The sequence below is a fragment of the Collinsella aerofaciens genome (genome assembly GCF_040920445.1).
Classification (GTDB): domain Bacteria; phylum Actinomycetota; class Coriobacteriia; order Coriobacteriales; family Coriobacteriaceae; genus Collinsella; species Collinsella aerofaciens_BH.
The window spans coordinates 1-16,067 of the sequence record NZ_JBCOTQ010000013.1 but is presented as its reverse complement, the minus strand read 5'-3'; the positions used below and the strand labels follow the sequence as shown (position 1 = coordinate 16,067).

The 16,067-nt window shown below is 59.5% G+C and carries 17 protein-coding genes and 1 pseudogene; 7 read left to right on the top strand and 11 right to left on the bottom strand.

Annotation, left to right across the window (positions count from 1 at the left end; genetic code table 11):
* Positions 1 to 91 precede the first annotated feature (91 nt).
* From glmU to gltA, 5 genes are all read left to right on the top strand, one after another.
* On the top strand, positions 92 to 1,504 hold the full coding sequence (glmU, locus tag AB5405_RS03445; protein WP_368137606.1) for a bifunctional UDP-N-acetylglucosamine diphosphorylase/glucosamine-1-phosphate N-acetyltransferase GlmU: 1,413 nt from the start codon (positions 92 to 94) through the stop codon (positions 1,502 to 1,504).
* 191 nt (positions 1,505 to 1,695) lie between these two features.
* Positions 1,696 to 2,682, top strand: coding sequence for a ribose-phosphate diphosphokinase (locus tag AB5405_RS03440; RefSeq protein WP_368137605.1), 987 nt, complete (start codon positions 1,696 to 1,698; stop codon positions 2,680 to 2,682).
* Positions 2,683 to 2,924: 242 nt separating this feature from the next.
* A complete protein-coding gene (gene pth, locus AB5405_RS03435) occupies positions 2,925 to 3,554 on the top strand; it encodes an aminoacyl-tRNA hydrolase (RefSeq protein ID WP_199409553.1) in 630 nt (209 codons plus the stop codon).
* A gap of 373 nt (positions 3,555 to 3,927) precedes the next feature.
* Complete coding sequence (locus AB5405_RS03430) at positions 3,928 to 4,767, top strand: sulfide/dihydroorotate dehydrogenase-like FAD/NAD-binding protein (protein ID WP_006235793.1); 840 nt, start codon at positions 3,928 to 3,930, stop codon at positions 4,765 to 4,767.
* Complete coding sequence (gltA, locus tag AB5405_RS03425) at positions 4,758 to 6,167, top strand: NADPH-dependent glutamate synthase (protein ID WP_022094914.1); 1,410 nt, start codon at positions 4,758 to 4,760, stop codon at positions 6,165 to 6,167. Before AB5405_RS03430 ends, gltA begins: the two co-directional genes overlap by 10 nt.
* A gap of 126 nt (positions 6,168 to 6,293) precedes the next feature.
* Here the strand turns inward: gltA and AB5405_RS03420 are convergent, their stop codons facing one another.
* The 11 genes from AB5405_RS03420 to AB5405_RS03370 form a co-directional block, all read right to left on the bottom strand.
* Positions 6,294 to 6,917: a cytidylate kinase-like family protein gene (locus AB5405_RS03420; RefSeq protein ID WP_055251542.1), complete on the bottom strand. Its 624-nt coding sequence runs from the start codon at positions 6,915 to 6,917 to the stop codon at positions 6,294 to 6,296.
* A 48-nt stretch (positions 6,918 to 6,965) separates the two neighbouring features.
* Positions 6,966 to 7,604: an amino acid ABC transporter permease gene (locus AB5405_RS03415; RefSeq protein WP_006235796.1), complete on the bottom strand. Its 639-nt coding sequence runs from the start codon at positions 7,602 to 7,604 to the stop codon at positions 6,966 to 6,968.
* 3 nt (positions 7,605 to 7,607) lie between these two features.
* Positions 7,608 to 8,354, bottom strand: coding sequence for an amino acid ABC transporter permease (locus AB5405_RS03410; RefSeq protein WP_035136546.1), 747 nt, complete (start codon positions 8,352 to 8,354; stop codon positions 7,608 to 7,610).
* 25 nt (positions 8,355 to 8,379) lie between these two features.
* The gene (locus AB5405_RS03405; protein ID WP_368137604.1) at positions 8,380 to 9,255 is read right to left on the bottom strand and encodes a transporter substrate-binding domain-containing protein; all 876 of its coding nucleotides are present in this window, start codon (positions 9,253 to 9,255) and stop codon (positions 8,380 to 8,382) included.
* Positions 9,256 to 9,263: 8 nt separating this feature from the next.
* On the bottom strand, positions 9,264 to 9,995 hold the full coding sequence (locus tag AB5405_RS03400) for an amino acid ABC transporter ATP-binding protein (protein WP_022094215.1): 732 nt from the start codon (positions 9,993 to 9,995) through the stop codon (positions 9,264 to 9,266).
* Positions 9,996 to 10,350: 355 nt separating this feature from the next.
* The gene (locus AB5405_RS03395; protein ID WP_118270581.1) at positions 10,351 to 10,794 is read right to left on the bottom strand and encodes a GatB/YqeY domain-containing protein; all 444 of its coding nucleotides are present in this window, start codon (positions 10,792 to 10,794) and stop codon (positions 10,351 to 10,353) included.
* A gap of 54 nt (positions 10,795 to 10,848) precedes the next feature.
* A complete protein-coding gene (locus tag AB5405_RS03390) occupies positions 10,849 to 12,072 on the bottom strand; it encodes a peptidylprolyl isomerase (RefSeq protein WP_368137603.1) in 1,224 nt (407 codons plus the stop codon).
* A 187-nt stretch (positions 12,073 to 12,259) separates the two neighbouring features.
* The gene (locus AB5405_RS03385) at positions 12,260 to 12,727 is read right to left on the bottom strand and encodes a PTS sugar transporter subunit IIA (protein WP_368137602.1); all 468 of its coding nucleotides are present in this window, start codon (positions 12,725 to 12,727) and stop codon (positions 12,260 to 12,262) included.
* A gap of 65 nt (positions 12,728 to 12,792) precedes the next feature.
* Positions 12,793 to 13,260, bottom strand: coding sequence for a PIN domain-containing protein (locus AB5405_RS03380; protein WP_368137601.1), 468 nt, complete (start codon positions 13,258 to 13,260; stop codon positions 12,793 to 12,795).
* Complete coding sequence (locus AB5405_RS03375) at positions 13,257 to 13,601, bottom strand: type II toxin-antitoxin system RelB/DinJ family antitoxin (protein WP_368137600.1); 345 nt, start codon at positions 13,599 to 13,601, stop codon at positions 13,257 to 13,259. Before AB5405_RS03375 ends, AB5405_RS03380 begins: the two co-directional genes overlap by 4 nt.
* Positions 13,602 to 13,867: 266 nt before the next feature.
* Positions 13,868 to 15,334, bottom strand: coding sequence for an ATP-binding protein (locus AB5405_RS03370; RefSeq protein WP_368137599.1), 1,467 nt, complete (start codon positions 15,332 to 15,334; stop codon positions 13,868 to 13,870).
* Between the two features lie 70 nt (positions 15,335 to 15,404).
* On the opposite strand from AB5405_RS03370, the gene AB5405_RS03365 reads away from it, so the two are divergent.
* Together AB5405_RS03365 and AB5405_RS03360 are read left to right on the top strand one after the other, a co-directional pair.
* A complete protein-coding gene (locus AB5405_RS03365) occupies positions 15,405 to 15,665 on the top strand; it encodes a hypothetical protein (RefSeq protein ID WP_368137598.1) in 261 nt (86 codons plus the stop codon).
* A gap of 108 nt (positions 15,666 to 15,773) precedes the next feature.
* Positions 15,774 to 16,067 (top strand): annotated as a pseudogene (locus AB5405_RS03360) (IS21 family transposase); the annotation flags it as partial.

The window sequence follows — 16,067 nt, the reverse complement described above, 5'->3', positions numbered from 1 at the left end:
AATCGCTACGCGCTCAACATATGCCTGCGGTATCATATTGCGCCGTGTATCGTTTCCAAACACACGTCTCTATAACGTAACAGGAGATCACATGGACGCAACCGCAATTATCCTCGCTGCCGGCGAGGGCACCCGCATGAAGTCGAACCACTGCAAGGTTTCGCACAAGATCCTGGGCAAGCCCATGGTCCAGTGGATCGTCGACGCTACCATCAAGGCCGGCTGCAGCCGCGTCGTGGTCGTCATCGGCAGCCACGCCGACGAGATGCGCGCCCTGATCGACGGCGCCTACGCCAACAGCGCCACCAAGGTCGAGTGCGTCGAGCAGACCGAGCGCCTGGGCACCGGCCACGCCGTAAAGGTCGCGCTCGAGGCCTGCGGCATCACGCAAGGCCCCGTCGTCGTGCTCAACGGCGACCTGCCGCTCATCACCGCCGACACCGTCGCCAAGTTCGCGCAGACCGTCGCTACCGGCGAGCTCGCCTGCACCGTCATGACCATGACCCCGCCCGACCCCTTCGGCTACGGCCGCATCAAGCTGGGCGCCGACGGCCAGATCGAACGCATCATCGAGCAGAAGGACTGCACGCCCGAGCAGGCCGCCACGCTGCTCGAGTGCAACGCCGGCTGCTACGCCTTCGACGGCGCGCAGCTCGCCGCGCACATTGACGAGATCGGCAACGACAACGCGCAGTCCGAGTACTACCTGCCCGACATGCTCGAGATCCTCAAAGGCCACGGCCAGGCAGTCTCCATCTTCCACTGCGACGACTACCGCGACGGCCTGGGCGTCAACAGCCGCATTCAGCTCGCGCAGCTCACCGCCATCGCGCGCGGCCGCATCAACGAGCACTGGATGGCCGAGGGCGTCACGTTCATCGATCCCACGCAGGCCTGGATCGGTCCCGATGCCGTCATCGGCCGCGACACCGTCGTGTGGCCGCAGACGCACCTGATCGGCCACGTCACCGTGGGCGAGGAGTGCCAGCTCGGCCCCAACAGCCGCCTCACCGACACCACCGTCGGCAGCGGCTGCACCATCGATGAAACCATCGCCGTCGAGGCCGTCATCGAGAACGGCGTCGACTGCGGCCCGCGCGCCTACCTGCGCCCGGGCACCCATATGCTCGATGGCTCCAAGGCCGGCACGCACGTGGAGATCAAGAAGTCCACGATCGGCGAGGGCTCCAAGGTGCCGCACCTGTCCTACATCGGCGATACCACCATGGGCTCCGGCGTCAACGTGGGCGCGGGCTCCATCACCTGCAACTACGATGGCGTACACAAGCACAAGACCGTCATCGGCAAGGATGCCTTCATCGGCTCCGACACCATGATGGTCGCGCCCGCCCAGATTGGCGACGGCGCGCTTGTGGCCGCCGGCTCCGTCATCACCGAGCCGGTCCCGGCTGACGCACTCGGCCTGGGCCGTGCCCGCCAGATAAATATTGAGGGCTGGGCCGCCGATTATCGCCGCCGTCTGCACGAGGACGACGAGGTATAACGTTTTACCAAGCATCTAAGGAGCTGTTCCCATGGGGACGGCTCCTTTTTCTATCGTGACCTGCGCAACCGGATGAGTGGTCGGTTCGTGTCCGTTGACGGTAAAGACGTTATCAAGACTCGATAAACCCCGTCGCGCGGTTACAATGCAAAAAGGCATCTATATGGCATTCGATATAAAGGAGAAGGGTAATGCCGATTAATGATCCCGAGAAGTCGGAGAATATGCGCAAGTCCATCCGCGTGTATTCCGGTTCCTCCAACCGTCCCCTCGCTCAGAAGATCGCTGAGTACCTTGGGGTCGAGCTTTCGGGCCTTACGCTAAAGCAGTTCGCCAATGGTGAGATTTACGCCCGCTACGACGAGACCGTCCGCGGCGCCGACGTCTTCCTGATTCAGTCCGTGGCCGGCGGCAACGTCAACGACATGCTCATGGAGCTGCTCATCGCCACCGACGCTGCCAAGCGCGCATCCGCCCGCTCCATCACCGCCGTCATCACCCACTACGGCTATGCCCGCCAGGACCGCAAGGCCGGCCCGCGCGAGCCCATCACCGCCCGCCTCGTCGCCAACCTGCTCGAGCGCGCCGGCGTCAACCGCATCATCACCCTCGACCTGCACCAGGGCCAGATCCAGGGCTTCTTCGATATCCCGGTTAACCACCTGTCCGCACTGCCGCTGTTTGGCCAGTACTACAACGACATGCACTTCGACACCGACAACCTGGTTGTCGTCTCCCCCGACGTGGGCCGCGCCAAGGCCGCCAAGAAGCTGTCCGACATGCTCGGCTGCGACCTGGCCATCGCCCACAAGGGCCGTCCGCGCCACAACGCCGCCGAGGTCATGGGCATCATCGGTGACATCAAGGGCAAGACCTGCATCATCAACGACGACATGATCGACACCGCTGGCACCCTGTGCGCCAACGTCAAGGAGCTCAAGGCTATGGGCGCTGGCGATATCTACGTCTGCGCCACCCACGGTATCTTCTCCGGTCCGGCCATCGAGCGTCTGAACGACGCCCCGATCGTCGAGTGCCTCGTCACCGACGCCATTCCCGTCGAGATCGGCGGCAAGATCAAGACCATCTCGGTCGCCGAGGAGTTCGCTCAGGCCATCTCCGCCGTTTACCACGAGGAGCCCGTCTCCACGCTCGTCGGCGGCGACTTCGCGCTGTAGTCGCTCGACCCTCGCATCCCTCCGGAAGCCCCGGGCGCGCCTGCGGGGTTATCACGCGAACGTCCTCGCCGCTTTGCGGCTGCGGGATGTTCGCTTTGATAACCCCTCCCGGCGCGTCCGGGGCTTCCTGCTGTCTCGGGGCAGCTGTTTTCTGAAATGACTTTGCTGCAACCTTTCCTCGCCTTCGGCGGGCGTGGTAGCCTTTGTCGTTGATTAAACTTTTGTGTAACGAAAGGACAAACATGGCAGCTGCACAGCCGCTTAAGATTCGCATGGTTGCCGGGCTTGGCAACCCGGGCGAGGAATATGCCGAGACCCGCCACAACGCTGGCTTCAAGGCGATCGACGAGTTGGCCCGTCAGGCCGGCGTCACGTACTGGAAAAACCAGGCCGGCGCCGAGGTCGCGCTCATCAATATCAACGATGCTGAGGAAGAGGGTGGCAAGCGCCAGATTGTGCTGGTCAAGCCGCAGTCGTATATGAATACCTCGGGTGGCCCCATCTCCAAGCTCTGCCGCGAGTACAAAATCAAGGCCGAGGAACTGCTCGTAATCCACGACGAGCTCGACATTCCCGCCGGCGACGTACGTGTTAAGGTGGGCGGTGGCCACGCCGGCCACAACGGCCTGCGCTCCATCATCGACAAGATGGGCAGCCGCGACTTTAGTCGCATTCGCACCGGCATCGGCAACCCTCCCGGCAAGATGGCCGTGGCAGACTACGTGCTCAAGCAGCTGCGCGCCCGCGAGGCCGAGGACTTCCAGGACACCTGCGCTCGCGCCGCCGACGCCGCCGGCCTGGCAATCGTCCACGGCGTGATCTATGCCCGCGACCACGTCAACGGTGCCGCCTCCGCCAACGGCAAGCACTAAAACCTACTATTTAGGGACAGGTTTATTTTGGCAGGTTTTATCTGCGAAAACGCCGCAGTCGGCACATCGCAATAGACACGCTGCCACCATACATGCATAGCGCCCCAAAGGGGGCCGGCCTCATCACAACCCGAGGCCGGCCCCTTTGCCGTTTTGCCTGATAAAACCGACCAAAATAAACCTGTCCCTATTTGGTAGGCCAAAGTGGACAAACCCTACTCCCAACCGCCGAAGACACACGTAAGTGACATGTCCATGAGGGTATAATTTGCACCGTATGTCTGCACAACGCCTGTGCGCGTACGGTTTTATTCGGGCTACCGTCCATTTCCGTGGAGGCACGGTTCGGCAGCCCTAACAAGAGAGGGGTTCTATGTATAAGATCCTGGAGAAGACGCAGTTCTCGGAGAAGGTGTTCAAGTTCCGCATCGAGGCGCCCGCAATCGCCAAGCATGCGCACGCTGGACAGTTCCTCATGGTTCGCGCCAACGAGACGGGCGAGCGCGTCCCGTTTACCCTGGCTGGCTGGAACGGTGACGAGGGCTGGGTCGAGTTCATCTTCATGGTGATCGGCAAGACCACCGAGATGCTTTCCACCTACGAGGCCGGCGAGTCGCTGCGCGACGTCGTGGGCCCGCTGGGCGTTCCCACCGAGATGGCCGAGGGCCCCTGCGCCGTCATTGGCGGCGGCGTCGGTCTGGCAATTGCCTTCCCGGTCGCCAAGCACCTGGTCGAGACCGGTCACGAGGTTCACGCCATCATGGGCGCCCGCACCAAGGACCTCCTGCTCATGGAGGACCAGTTCCGCGAGCTCCTCGACGAGGACCACATCCACATCACCACTGACGACGGCTCCTACGGCGAGCAGGGCGTTGTCACCGCTCCGCTGGAGCGCCTGCTGCAGGACAAGGCCGTGAGCCAGGTCTTCTGCGTCGGCCCCGTTCCGATGATGAAGTTCTCGACCCTCACCGCCCAGAAGTACGACACCCCCATCACCGCGTCGCTCAACCCCATCATGGTTGACGGCACCGGCATGTGCGGCTGCTGCCGCGTCGAGGTGGGCGGCGTGACCAAGTTCGCTTGCGTCGACGGCCCCGACTTCGATGCTACCCTGGTCGACTGGGATGACCTTCGTGCCCGCCAGGCCGCTTACCGTTCCGAAGAGGGCGAGTCCCTCAAGGCCTATGAGGAAAAGAGCTGCGCATGCCACTAGTTAACGGTCGTTTCGTTGCCGATATGAAGTCGCCCCGCACCCCCGATAACGAGGAGCCGGCTGCCGAGCGCGCCTGCGACTTCCGCCCCGTCGACAAGGGCTTCACCGAGGAGATGGCGCTGGCCGAGGCCGAGCGCTGCCTCAACTGCAAGAAGCCGTTCTGTGTTGAGGGCTGCCCCGTCAACATCAACATCCCCCGCTTTATCGAGCAGATCCGCGCGAAGGACTTCGGCGGCGCTCTCGATACCATCCGCGAGGACTCCATGCTTCCCGCCATCTGCGGTCGCGTCTGCCCGCAGGAGAACCAGTGCGAGGGTAAGTGCATCCGTGGTAAGAAGTCCGAGCCCGTGGCCATCGGCCAGCTCGAGCGCTTCCTGGGTGACCGCCCCGAGCTCGCCTCCACGCCCAAGATGGCTCCCAAGAACGGCAAGAAGGTCGCCGTCGTCGGTTCCGGCCCGTCCGGCATCACCTGCGCCGGCGAGCTCGCCCGCAACGGCTTTGACGTCACCGTCTTCGAGGCCTTCTTTACCGGCGGCGGCGTGCTGGTCTACGGCATCCCCGAGTTCCGTCTGCCCAAGGCGGTCGTCAAGCGCGAGATTGACGGCCTGGAGGACATGGGCGTCAAGTTTGAGTACAACTCCGTCGTGGGCAACATGGCCACGGCCGAGGAGCTGTTCGAGCAGGGCTTCGACGCCATCTATGTGGCGACCGGCGCTGGCCTGCCCAAGTTCCTCAACGTCCCCGGCGAGAACCTGCCCAACGTCTTCTTCGCGAACGAGTACCTCACCCGCGTGAACCTGATGAAGGCCAACAAGTTCCCCGAGTACGACACCCCCACCAAGCACGGCAAGAACGTCGTCGTCTTTGGTGGCGGCAACGTGGCTATGGACGCCGTCCGTACCGCCAAGCGTCTGGGCGCCGAGCACGCCATCATCGCCTACCGTCGTACCGAGGACGAGATGCCCTGCCGTCGCGCCGAGCTGCACCATGCTAAGGCCGAGGGCGTCGAGGTTCTGCCGCTCGTCTCCCCGCTCGAGTTTGTCGCTGGCGAGGACGGCTCCGTGTGCGCCGTCAAGGTCCAGAAGATGGAGCTCGGCGAGCCTGACGAGTCCGGCCGTCGTCGCCCGGTGCCCATCGAGGGCGCCATCGAGGAGATTCCCTGCGACGTCGCAATCTCGGCTATCGGCACCAACGCCAACCCCTTCGCAAAGAAGATCGGCGGCAAGATGGAGCTCAACAAGTGGGGCTACATCGTTGCCGACGAGGAGACTGGCCAGACCACCGATCCCCGCATCTGGGCTGGCGGCGACATCGTCACCGGTGCCGCTACGGTCATTCTGGCGATGGGCGCCGGCAAGAAGGCCGCTGCCTCCATCACCAAGAGCCTGCTGGGCGAGTAATCACCTACAGCGCTAGCCATCAAACGGCAAAGTCCCCGTCGAGCACACGCCCGGCGGGGACTTTTTCTATGCCGACCACCCAACCACCACGATGGGGACAGGCACCTTTGTGATGGTTTTGGTCGGTTAGCCTTCGAGCTGGGCCACTTTGTAGCGGTAGGCAGCGGCGATAACGTCTTTGCAGCCCTCGCGGCCCAGCTTGGCGCGGTTGACGACGATGTCTTTACCGCTCGTCATCTTCCACTTTCCGGCACTGTAGCGCTTATAGAACGCCTCGCGCGCCTTCTGCTGCTGTTTGACCAGCTTGGCACCCTTCTTTTTGTTAAGGCCACGCTTCTTGCGCACGATCTCGACGCGGTCCTCAAAGGGTGCGGTCACCAGCACGGCAATGTGGTTGGGGTTGTTGCGCAGCAGATAATCGGACAGGCGGCCTTCGATAATGCAGCTCTCGGTCTCACCCAGATCCAAAATCACCTGGCTCATCTTTTGGAACAACTTGTCCGAGTACGAACGCGCATCGTAGCGGTCGGGCAGAAACGCCATGTTCTCCACGGCCAGACGCTCGTCGTAGGCGGCCATCTTGTCGAGCGACTCGCCCGCGCGCAGCGACGCACGTACCAGCAGCTCGTTATCGTACAGCGGAATCCCCAACTCGTCGGCAAGCATGCGGCCAATCTCGTGGCCCTCGGCGCCAAAGTCGCGCGCGATGGTAATGACCACAGGATTCTTCTTATTCTCCAGATCGCTCATCGCGATTCCTTTCTCTATGTGACAAAGGGGCTGTCCCTTTGCCACATTCTACGCTGCCACCATTCGCCTCTGATATGCGCGAACCAGCAGCGAGATACCAAAGTTGAGCACAAAGTACATCGCAAACACCAGGCCGTAGAGCATAAGCACCTGCGACAGGTCGATCGCGTGGGCCATCACCACGTTTGCCGTGTACATGAGCTCGGCCACGTTAATGCCCGAAAGATACGAGCTGTCCTTAATGACGGTCGTGCACTGGCTAAACAGCGCCGGAATGATCGTCTTAAACGTCTGCGGCAAAATGATGTAGCGCATGGTGGCAAAGAAGCCGAAGCCCTGGCTCTGCGCTGCCTCAAACTGGCCGCGCGGAATCGAGTTGAGGCCGCCGCGCACAATCTCGGCCATAACAGCGCTGGTAAACAGCGTAAAGGCGATGGTCGAAATCACAATGTCCAAACCCTGCACCGTAAAGTAGATAAACAGGATCCACAGCAGGTTTGGCGTGCAACGGAACAGTTCGATATAGGCGCTCACCAAAATACGGAACGGGCGGGGCGCATAGCTCTTAACGAGCGCCAGCACCGTGCCAAAGATGAGCGAGAAAAAGATCGACAGCGCCGAGATCTCGATTGTCTTAACAAAGCCGCCCCAAATGTAGAGCAGGTTGGTCGCGTTGAAGATTTCCATGCGCTAGGCCTCCTCTACGTTGTCGAGCCCCAGCTCGGCCAGGCTCACGCCGCGCGGACGCTCCTTGGAGCGGCGCTCGAGCCACTGCACCAGCATGGCGAGCGGAAAGCAGATGATGAAGTACATAAGGCAGCAGACGATGTATCCCTGCAGGTAACCGTACAGACTCACAAAGTTGTCGGAACGGTACATAAGGTCGCCGCCGGCCACAAGCGCCAGCACCGACGTGTTCTTGACCAGGTTGAGTGCCTGGTTACACAGCGGCGGCAGAATGATCTTGAATGTCTGGGGCAGCACGATGTACCAGTACGCCTGCGCACGGGTGAAGCCCTGGCTCTGGGCCGCCTCCATCTGACCGCGCGGAACCGCCTCGATACCAGTGCGGATGACCTCCGAAATGTAGGCCGCGTGATACAGGCCCACACCCAAGAAGCCCAGCACGAACGGCGCGATGCGCACCGGCTGATCGGCACCGGTTATGGCCTGCAAAAACTGCGGACCGGCCATGTACATAAAGAGCACCTGCACGGGCAACGGGGTGTTCTGGTAAAACTCCACGTACACGCGGCTTATGGCGCGCAGCACGCGCGAGCGAGTGGTAGAGAACACGCCCAGCAGCGTGCCCAGTACCAGCGACAGCAGTAGACCGGCAACGACCACTTGCAGCGTCACGCCAAAGCCCTCCCAGAAGGGCCCCATGTTTTGAAATGTCGTCGACCAACGGTCGGCGTCAAATAATCCTTCGAGCATTTGATTCCTTCCTTGGACGATACGCCTATACAAGACCCCAGGTCTTAACCTCTTGGTCGAGCCAGCCATCGGCCAGGCGATCGCAAATCACCTGATCGACCACGGCGGAAAGGTCGCAGCCCTTCTTGGTCGCCACGCCGTAGCCCTGCTCGCCAAACTTGACCTCGGGCTGCAGCAGCTCAACGGTCTCGTTCATATAACCGGCCAGCGTGGAGCGGTCCATGGCAAAGACGTCGATATTGCCGGCGTCGAGCGAACTCTTGATGATGGGGTAGCCGCTAAAGGCCCTAAACTCGGGCTTGCAGCTAAAGCCGTTGTCCTTGATCATCTGCTCGATCAGGCTCTGCGTGGTAGCACCCTGGCTCACGCCGATAATCTTGCCGTCCAGGTCCTCAATCGAGGTAAAACCCGAACGCTTCTTGACCATGAGTCCCACGTAGTCGGTGCGGTACGGCGTCGAGAAATCCCAGCTCTTTTTGCGCTCGTCGGTGATGGTGTAGGTCGCCGCGACCACGTCGAGTTGGCCGTTATCGATCAGCGGCCCGCGCGTCTTGGGCGTTACATCGGTAAACTCGACTAGCTCCTGGGCGCGAGCATCCTTGTAGCTCACACCAAAGACGGCAGCGGCGATCTGGTAGCACAAATCGACTTCCATGCCCTCAAAGCGGCCCTTGGCGGTGTCGTAATAGCCATAGCCGGGAACGTCCTTCTTAACGCCGGCATTCAGGTGGCCACGCGACTTGATGGCCGCAAGCTTGGACCCCTTGTCGGAGCCCTCGCCGCTGGTGGAGTTGCCGCAACCGGTAAGCGCGGTCCCCGTCAGCGCAAGCATGCCGGCGCCAGCCAGCTGCAAAAAGTGGCGGCGTGACACGGCCGCCCTCGTCATATCCGTCATGTCCATCACCGCGCCTAGTGCAGAATCTTGGACAGGAACTCGCGGCAGCGCGGGTTCTCGGGGTTATCGAAGAAGTGCTCGGGCGTGCCCTCCTCCAGAATACGGCCGTCCTCCATAAAGATGACGCGGTCGGCCACCTGGCGCGCAAAGCCCATCTCATGCGTCACGCAGATCATGGTGATATCCTCCTGCGCGAGCTCAATCATAACGTCCAGGACTTCCTGGACCATCTCGGGGTCGAGCGCCGAGGTCGGCTCGTCAAACAGGATGATGGGCTGCTTGGTGCACAGGGCACGGGCGATGGCGATGCGCTGCTGCTGACCACCCGAGAGGTTCTGCGGATACTCGCCGGCCTTATGCGCCATGCCGACGCGCTTGAGCGCGGCGATGGCGATCTCGGTCGCCTCCTCTTTGCTCTTCTTTTGCAGCTTGATGGGCGCGAGCGTCAGGTTGCCGAGCACCGTCATGTTGGGATACAGGTTGAACTGCTGAAACACCATAGAACTATACTTGCGAGCCATCTCCAGGTGATTCTTTTTGGTGAGCGGCGTACCGTCGATGACGACCTCGCCCGATGTGGGCTCCTCAAGATAATCGACACAACGGATGAGCGTCGACTTACCCGAACCGGAAGGCCCGATCATTACGAGCTTCTCGCCGCGCTTGACGGTGAGGTTGATATCTTTGAGCACATGCAGGTCGCCAAAGTACTTGTTGAGATGCTTGATCTCGATCATGTCTGCCATGAATGTCCCTTCCCTGCGTTTACACGAGTTGCACTATTGTACGGAAAGAACCACGTTTCCGCAGCCCACACTACATTCCCGTAAAGAACCCGCAACCTTTAACCCACTCATTTAAGTCTGTCCCCAATGAGCACCCAACGACCAGCCAGGGGAGGTGCCCTTCATCAGGCCCGAAAATAATACAACCGCCCTTGTTGAGCATAAGTCAGCGAAAACCCGTACACGCGAGCAAGGTGACGTGAAATGAAAGGGCGCAGACCTTATGGTCGCGCCCTTGAAATTGAACGTCAGATTGCCGCGTGTACGGGTTTGCAGCGTCGAGCCGTTACGCGGTTTGGTAAAACCGCGTAACAAATTACGCGAGTTTGGCTCCGACGATCTTTGCCGCGGCCGGCTTATCGAAGTTACCGCCAGTGGCCTTGCCCAGAGCGCCCATGACCTGGCCCATCTGCTTCTTAGAGGTCGCACCCAGCTCGGCGATGACCTGCTCGATCAGAGCCTCGAGCTCCTCGCCCGAAACCTGCGCGGGTAGCAGGCTCTCCAGAATCTTGACCTGCTCGGTCAGGTTGTCGGTACGCTCCTGGTCGGTGCCGGCCTTAATGGACATCTCCAGCGTCTCGCTCGTCTGCTTAATCAGACGCTTGATCATGCTGTTGACGTCTTCCTCGGTCACGTCGCGGCGCTCGTTAACCTCGATATTCTTCACCTCGGCCTTGACCTGGCGAATGATGGACAGGCGAACCTTATCCTTGGCCTTCATGGCGGCGATCATTTCCTGCTGCAGCTCTTCGTTGGTCATCTGCAAATCCTCCTCAATAGTGTGGGCGACACTCGAGCGAGCGCCGCCCCGTGATTACTCAGTCGTCGACGAATCGTCGGTCGAACTCTTGGTGACGCCCTTCAGGCTGACGTTGTACGGCACGTCTTTGGGCATGGGGTTAACGGTGATGTCGGCGTCCTTCTTGTACTGCTCCAGCCACTCGCTGTACGCGGTGCTTGCCGCCTGCGTCTTCACCACGTTGGAGACGTACTTCTTAATGTCCTTGGGCACCTGCTTAATGTCATCGACCTGATTATCGACATGGAAGTAGTCGGTGCATTTGATGACATGGTAACCGTACGTCGACTCGACCACGTCGCTCACATCGCCCTTGTTGAGCCCCTCGAGCGCCGTCTGGTAGCTGTCGACGAAGGTAGTGAGCTTATCCCAACCCACATCGCCCTTCTTCTCCTTGGAGCCGGTATCGTCGGAGTACTGCTCCACGGCGTCCTCAAAGCTCAGCTCGCCGGAGTTAATCTTGTCCAGGCACTCCTGCGCCTTGGCCTTGGCGGCGGCCTTGTCCTCGTCGGACGCGTCGGAATCAACCTTGATCAGGATATTCGACGAGCGGCGGGCATCGTTGTAGTTAGACAGGTTCTCGTTGATGTAATCGACGATCTCGCTGTCCTTGGGCTTGCTGGTGGGCGCCACGGCATCCTTGAGCTTTTGCTGTGCCAGGCTCTCCTTGAGCGAGTCCTTGTAGGTGTCCTCGGTATAGCCGTAGGTCTTAAGGGTCTTCTTAAAGGTCTTAGCACCGCCCGCGCTCTTGCACGCGTCCTTCCATGCCTTCTCGACCTCCTCGTCCGACACCGTCACGCCGTTTTCCTTCTGCGCCTGCTGAAGCAGAATCTGCTGCGTGTAGGAATCGATGAGCTGCTTGCGGTACTTCTTGGGCGTCAGATCGTTGTCGACCAGATACTGCGCCCAGTCCTTGTCCTTGGTGTAGCCGTAGGACGTGCGCATGCTCATGATTTGCTTGGTCACGGTATCCTCGGTGAGGTTGGTGCCATTGATGGTGGCAGCCACGCCACCAGTGAGCTTATAGCCCGAGCTGGCGCTTTCGGTCTGCGACATCAGGCCGGAGCACGTCATGGCCGAGACGGAAAGCAGCATTGCCAGCACGCCGATAACCACCAGGACGACCTTGACGGTCTTAGACACGTACGTCTTGCGCTGCTTCTTACGAGAGCTGGAGGCAGCACGAGTCTGCTGCTCGGGCGTCGGCGCGGCCTCGGAGTTCTTTTTCTTGTTTGCCATAGTTGGCCTTTCGCATCACGAATCGAACAAACGCCATTGTGTCACAACGCGGCCCCCGCGACACACCTGGTGCATGGGGGACAGGTTAATCTGCACCATTTTGGTGCAAAGGGGACAGCGCTGCCAGCCGGCAGTTAGGGACGTTCCTTTTGTGCTGGCAGTTAAGGACAGTCCCCAAGTGCCGGCTTTAGAAGTGACGGCGAATGGCGTCGACCATGCCCTGCGACGTGGTTTGGCCGAGCACATCGGCTGCGGCGTCGGCATCCATAAAGATATTCATAAGCGCCTGAAGTGCCTCGACCTGACCGCCCGGCTCGGCAATGCCCAGGTTGATGATGATCTGCGCCGGCACCGGGGCGCCCATGCCCGCCATCGCGTTGAACGTCACAGGTGCGGCGGGCTTTACCACCGCGATATAGGGCTTGGCCACAAATCCCGGATCGGTATGCGGAATGGCGATGTTTGCCGCCGGCATAGCGAGACCCGTAGGATAGGCGGCCTCGCGCGTGCGGACGGCATTGAGCCAACCCTCACCAATGTAGCCGCGCAGGGCAAGCTCACCCTCGAGCCGCGCAAACACCTCACCCGGCGTCGCGCACTCCCAATCAAAAAACACCAGCTCAGGCGAGAATAGCATCTCGGCGTTATCCGCCATACTGTCCTCCAAAGTTGTACGAGGTTCACAATGCCCCATATGATAGCGAAACGAGACAGACAAGGTTAGCCGAGGATCCCGATCATCTCGACCGCGCGAGCAGGTGTCAAGCACACCTCGGGCATCGCCTCCAGCATGCGCCGGTCGCTCGTGACCACATAGTCAACATCCGCCGTCTCGCCCGAAGCGATGATGAGGTTGTCTTCAAGATCCGGCATACGCTTGCCAAGCATGCGCGCCATCTCGCATTCTGCCAACGAAAGCGGAGAGGCAGTTGCCACCTGCATCATGTGCTCGATGCAGGCCCATGACGCCGGGGCAAACGATACGTTAATCCCATTCGCATTCCGTCGGGCTAGACGCCGAGGCAAAATATAGAACACATCCTTTGCCGTCGTGGGCGCATACAGAAGGTCGATCTTTCCCGCCTCGGCCAGTTCAACCAATCTCTTCGCTTCGTCGAACGCCCCCTCTTGCAGGTAATAATCGAGCCAAACGTTCGTATCTACCAAGAGACGCTTTGCCTCAATCATCGACAATTCGCCTCTATGTCGGCAATCATCGCGTCATACATATCATCTCGTACGGCATCCCAGTCTTCCGCCGAAGATTCTGCCGATGCGAAATCCGACGCGCTCAGCCCCAACGAGGAAAAAGCTAGGCCACACCCCTGTTCGGCGAGGCTCTCCTCACGGAGTGCCTCACGCTTATCCGCCACCATAAATCCCGGCAACGCTTGATGCTCGACAAGATAGACCCAAAGCGCGCGAATGGCATCGCTCGGCCCCAACCCATTGCGAGTTAGGACCGCATCGCCACCGGCTTTGAGCATAGGATCAATTCGCGTGTTGAGCTGCACCGTTGCTGTACCCATAGCGGCTCCTCTCTACATGCTAGCAGTATAGCAAACATGAAAGGCCACGCAAAAGGGCCCCGCCCGCACGCGGACGGAACCCTATCGGATTTTTTGGGATGGAAATGACACCCGTCACGTTATTCAGAGTCCAAAATCAAAGAGGCTATAAAAGCTGAGAGGGCTCATGTGATTCCATAAGCCCCCTCAGCTTTTTCGATAGTTAAGTCACAACAGCGCTTCGTCATTAACAAACACAAGCTGCCTCATTTTCCCGCTTCTGCCCTTTAGGCCCAATACGGAATATACCTTCGATATTTGGCGCCCGCATCCTCGTCCTCTTCCTTTATCAACGCCTCTTCCAGACACTCTCTGATTAGACGAGACATCGCCACCGTGTTTTTCTTTTCATCGGAAAGTCCAAAACGCTCTCGCAGTGACTGATTGCTCATCGACTCGCCTTGGGCGTACAAAAGACAAGCATGCCAGTACACAGCATTTTTTCGTTCGCTTTTTTTCATTCGAGTATATGGGCAATCGCAATAGAGCGTCACGAGCGTTCCCAGCCCGCCCTCACTCTTGATAACCGGTGAAGGCATGCCGGCTTTTTCGAGCGAATCTACGATTAAATCCCAGCCCGTACCGCCTTCTTCGCAAAGATCCATTTGGCGCATGAGGGACGCCATCATCGAATTGCGCGTTTTCGGCTGCGCGTTGAGCACGCGTTCTGCCGGAATAAGCGTTGTCCCGGGATTAGAAAACTCGATACGATTGTCGTAAATCGCAACAAGAGGCCCCGCCGTGTTGTCAGCGATGTCTTGATGGATCACGGCATTTGATAGCAGTTCGCGAATCGCCCTTTGGGGGTAGGCCGTCTGGATGCGTCGAAATGCGCCATCCAACGTCTCAACAGCCGGAATCATCGACATGATCAGTTGCTCAGCCTGCGGAAGCGCTAAAGCGTAACCCTTATCGATTTCAGTATCACCAATAATGTCAAAGCTGCCTTTTCCCGCATATCGCACAATTCGCAGCATGCGTTTTCTGAGCTCCGGATAGCGAGAGAGCCTCTTTCCCACTAGAAGCATCCCCAAGCGCGTCATGCTATAACGGCCGTTGTCTTGGCGATGAATCAGCTCTTGCTCACAGAGAGCAAGAATTACTCCGTCCAGATCGACGGGTCTCCTCAATCTGCACAGCTCAAAATATGCATCAATATCCAGAATCTCGGCGACCTCTTGAGGCGTCAGATCGCTCTCAACTACAGCGAGCTCCGCGTTCCCCGCCTGCAAGCGACGCCACAGCTCCGCCTCTCGCGCACTACCAGGAAGCAGTTCTGCCGTCGAAGATCCCTCTCGGATGTAGGCGGTCTTATCAAAATAGACCGGCTGAGCGTTCGCGGCGTGCACTTTCAGCACCACAAAGTGCTTTGTCTCATGGTCAATAACCGCAAACTCGTAATTCGCATTGTTTGAGAGCGCAAGCTTGAGCCACATCAAAAGCTCTTGGTTTCCCTTGCCCTTTGCGTGATATGGGTTGAACTGGGTACCCACAAGCTCATGAGCATCGTCGCTCACGCCCCAGATCTTATAGGCATATGCACGGCCGCAGTAAGCGGCAGCGTTGGCAAGCGCAGAGATGTCACGCCCCGTTCTAACGGGGTCGCTATTACTCTCTTTAAACTCAAGCCACTCGGTTTCATCAGGATAGCCGATAAGTGAATAAATCAGCTCCATGCCATCTGCTTCACCCATTGAGCCTGCCTCCTTGCGCTCATTTTGATAACAAAATGATAAATAGACGACAAATAGAATTGTGCACAATTTGAAGCTGAAGGCCAAGTTTTTCTGGTCATTTTCCCAGATAATCTCAATGCTGGAAGCTTTGTTCTCTGCAAAAGAGTCGACTGCCGTAATTGACAGGCAAGAAGATATGGCTCCGATGTCAAAAGGAACTCAAGCAGCAGGGAATGTAATTAAACCAGCAACTATCGCCAAGCAAATGGGCGTTGTCCTTATCCAGCATCATGTCCTTCGAACAAATCGAGCGGCAGCGGTGTTAGCGCCGGGCGATTTTAGCCGCTAATAGTCAAACGATTTTGACCAATCCCGGTCACCGAATAATGGCCACCGTGCCTCCCCGCCGCCACTACGCTGGTGGTGCCAACACGCCGGCGTTAGGAGGACCATTGAGGTGAACGAGAGACACGATGACCTACAGGAGATTATAGACGCGGCGCTCCGGGAGATGGCCGCGGAGGAGGGCGACGGGTTCGACCCGCAGGCATGCAACCTCGCGGAGTTCTGCAGGAGGACGGGGCTCACCCGCTCCCGCGCGAGGACGGTCAGGGCACACGGGTTCAGGGCCCTGCCCCACGGGAACAGCGGGAGGAGGGCCGCGCCGGGCGTGCTCGCCGGCCACACCGGCCTGGTGGACGACCTCCTGCGGAAGGGCGTCACCAACTCGCAGGTGATATTCGAGCGGCTG

What these genes read in the sequence shown, in the direction of transcription:
- glmU (WP_368137606.1), top strand. Translation starts at nt 92, where the DNA reads ATGGACGCAACCGCAATTATCCTCGCTGCCGGCGAGGGCACCCGCATG.
- AB5405_RS03440 (WP_368137605.1), top strand. Translation starts at nt 1,696, where the DNA reads ATGCCGATTAATGATCCCGAGAAGTCGGAGAATATGCGCAAGTCCATC.
- pth (WP_199409553.1), top strand. Translation starts at nt 2,925, where the DNA reads ATGGCAGCTGCACAGCCGCTTAAGATTCGCATGGTTGCCGGGCTTGGC.
- AB5405_RS03430 (WP_006235793.1), top strand. Translation starts at nt 3,928, where the DNA reads ATGTATAAGATCCTGGAGAAGACGCAGTTCTCGGAGAAGGTGTTCAAG.
- gltA (WP_022094914.1), top strand. Translation starts at nt 4,758, where the DNA reads ATGCCACTAGTTAACGGTCGTTTCGTTGCCGATATGAAGTCGCCCCGC.
- AB5405_RS03420 (WP_055251542.1), bottom strand. Translation starts at nt 6,917, where the DNA reads ATGAGCGATCTGGAGAATAAGAAGAATCCTGTGGTCATTACCATCGCG.
- AB5405_RS03415 (WP_006235796.1), bottom strand. Translation starts at nt 7,604, where the DNA reads ATGGAAATCTTCAACGCGACCAACCTGCTCTACATTTGGGGCGGCTTT.
- AB5405_RS03410 (WP_035136546.1), bottom strand. Translation starts at nt 8,354, where the DNA reads ATGCTCGAAGGATTATTTGACGCCGACCGTTGGTCGACGACATTTCAA.
- AB5405_RS03405 (WP_368137604.1), bottom strand. Translation starts at nt 9,255, where the DNA reads ATGGACATGACGGATATGACGAGGGCGGCCGTGTCACGCCGCCACTTT.
- AB5405_RS03400 (WP_022094215.1), bottom strand. Translation starts at nt 9,995, where the DNA reads ATGGCAGACATGATCGAGATCAAGCATCTCAACAAGTACTTTGGCGAC.
- AB5405_RS03395 (WP_118270581.1), bottom strand. Translation starts at nt 10,794, where the DNA reads ATGACCAACGAAGAGCTGCAGCAGGAAATGATCGCCGCCATGAAGGCC.
- AB5405_RS03390 (WP_368137603.1), bottom strand. Translation starts at nt 12,072, where the DNA reads ATGGCAAACAAGAAAAAGAACTCCGAGGCCGCGCCGACGCCCGAGCAG.
- AB5405_RS03385 (WP_368137602.1), bottom strand. Translation starts at nt 12,727, where the DNA reads ATGGCGGATAACGCCGAGATGCTATTCTCGCCTGAGCTGGTGTTTTTT.
- AB5405_RS03380 (WP_368137601.1), bottom strand. Translation starts at nt 13,260, where the DNA reads ATGATTGAGGCAAAGCGTCTCTTGGTAGATACGAACGTTTGGCTCGAT.
- AB5405_RS03375 (WP_368137600.1), bottom strand. Translation starts at nt 13,601, where the DNA reads ATGGGTACAGCAACGGTGCAGCTCAACACGCGAATTGATCCTATGCTC.
- AB5405_RS03370 (WP_368137599.1), bottom strand. Translation starts at nt 15,334, where the DNA reads ATGGGTGAAGCAGATGGCATGGAGCTGATTTATTCACTTATCGGCTAT.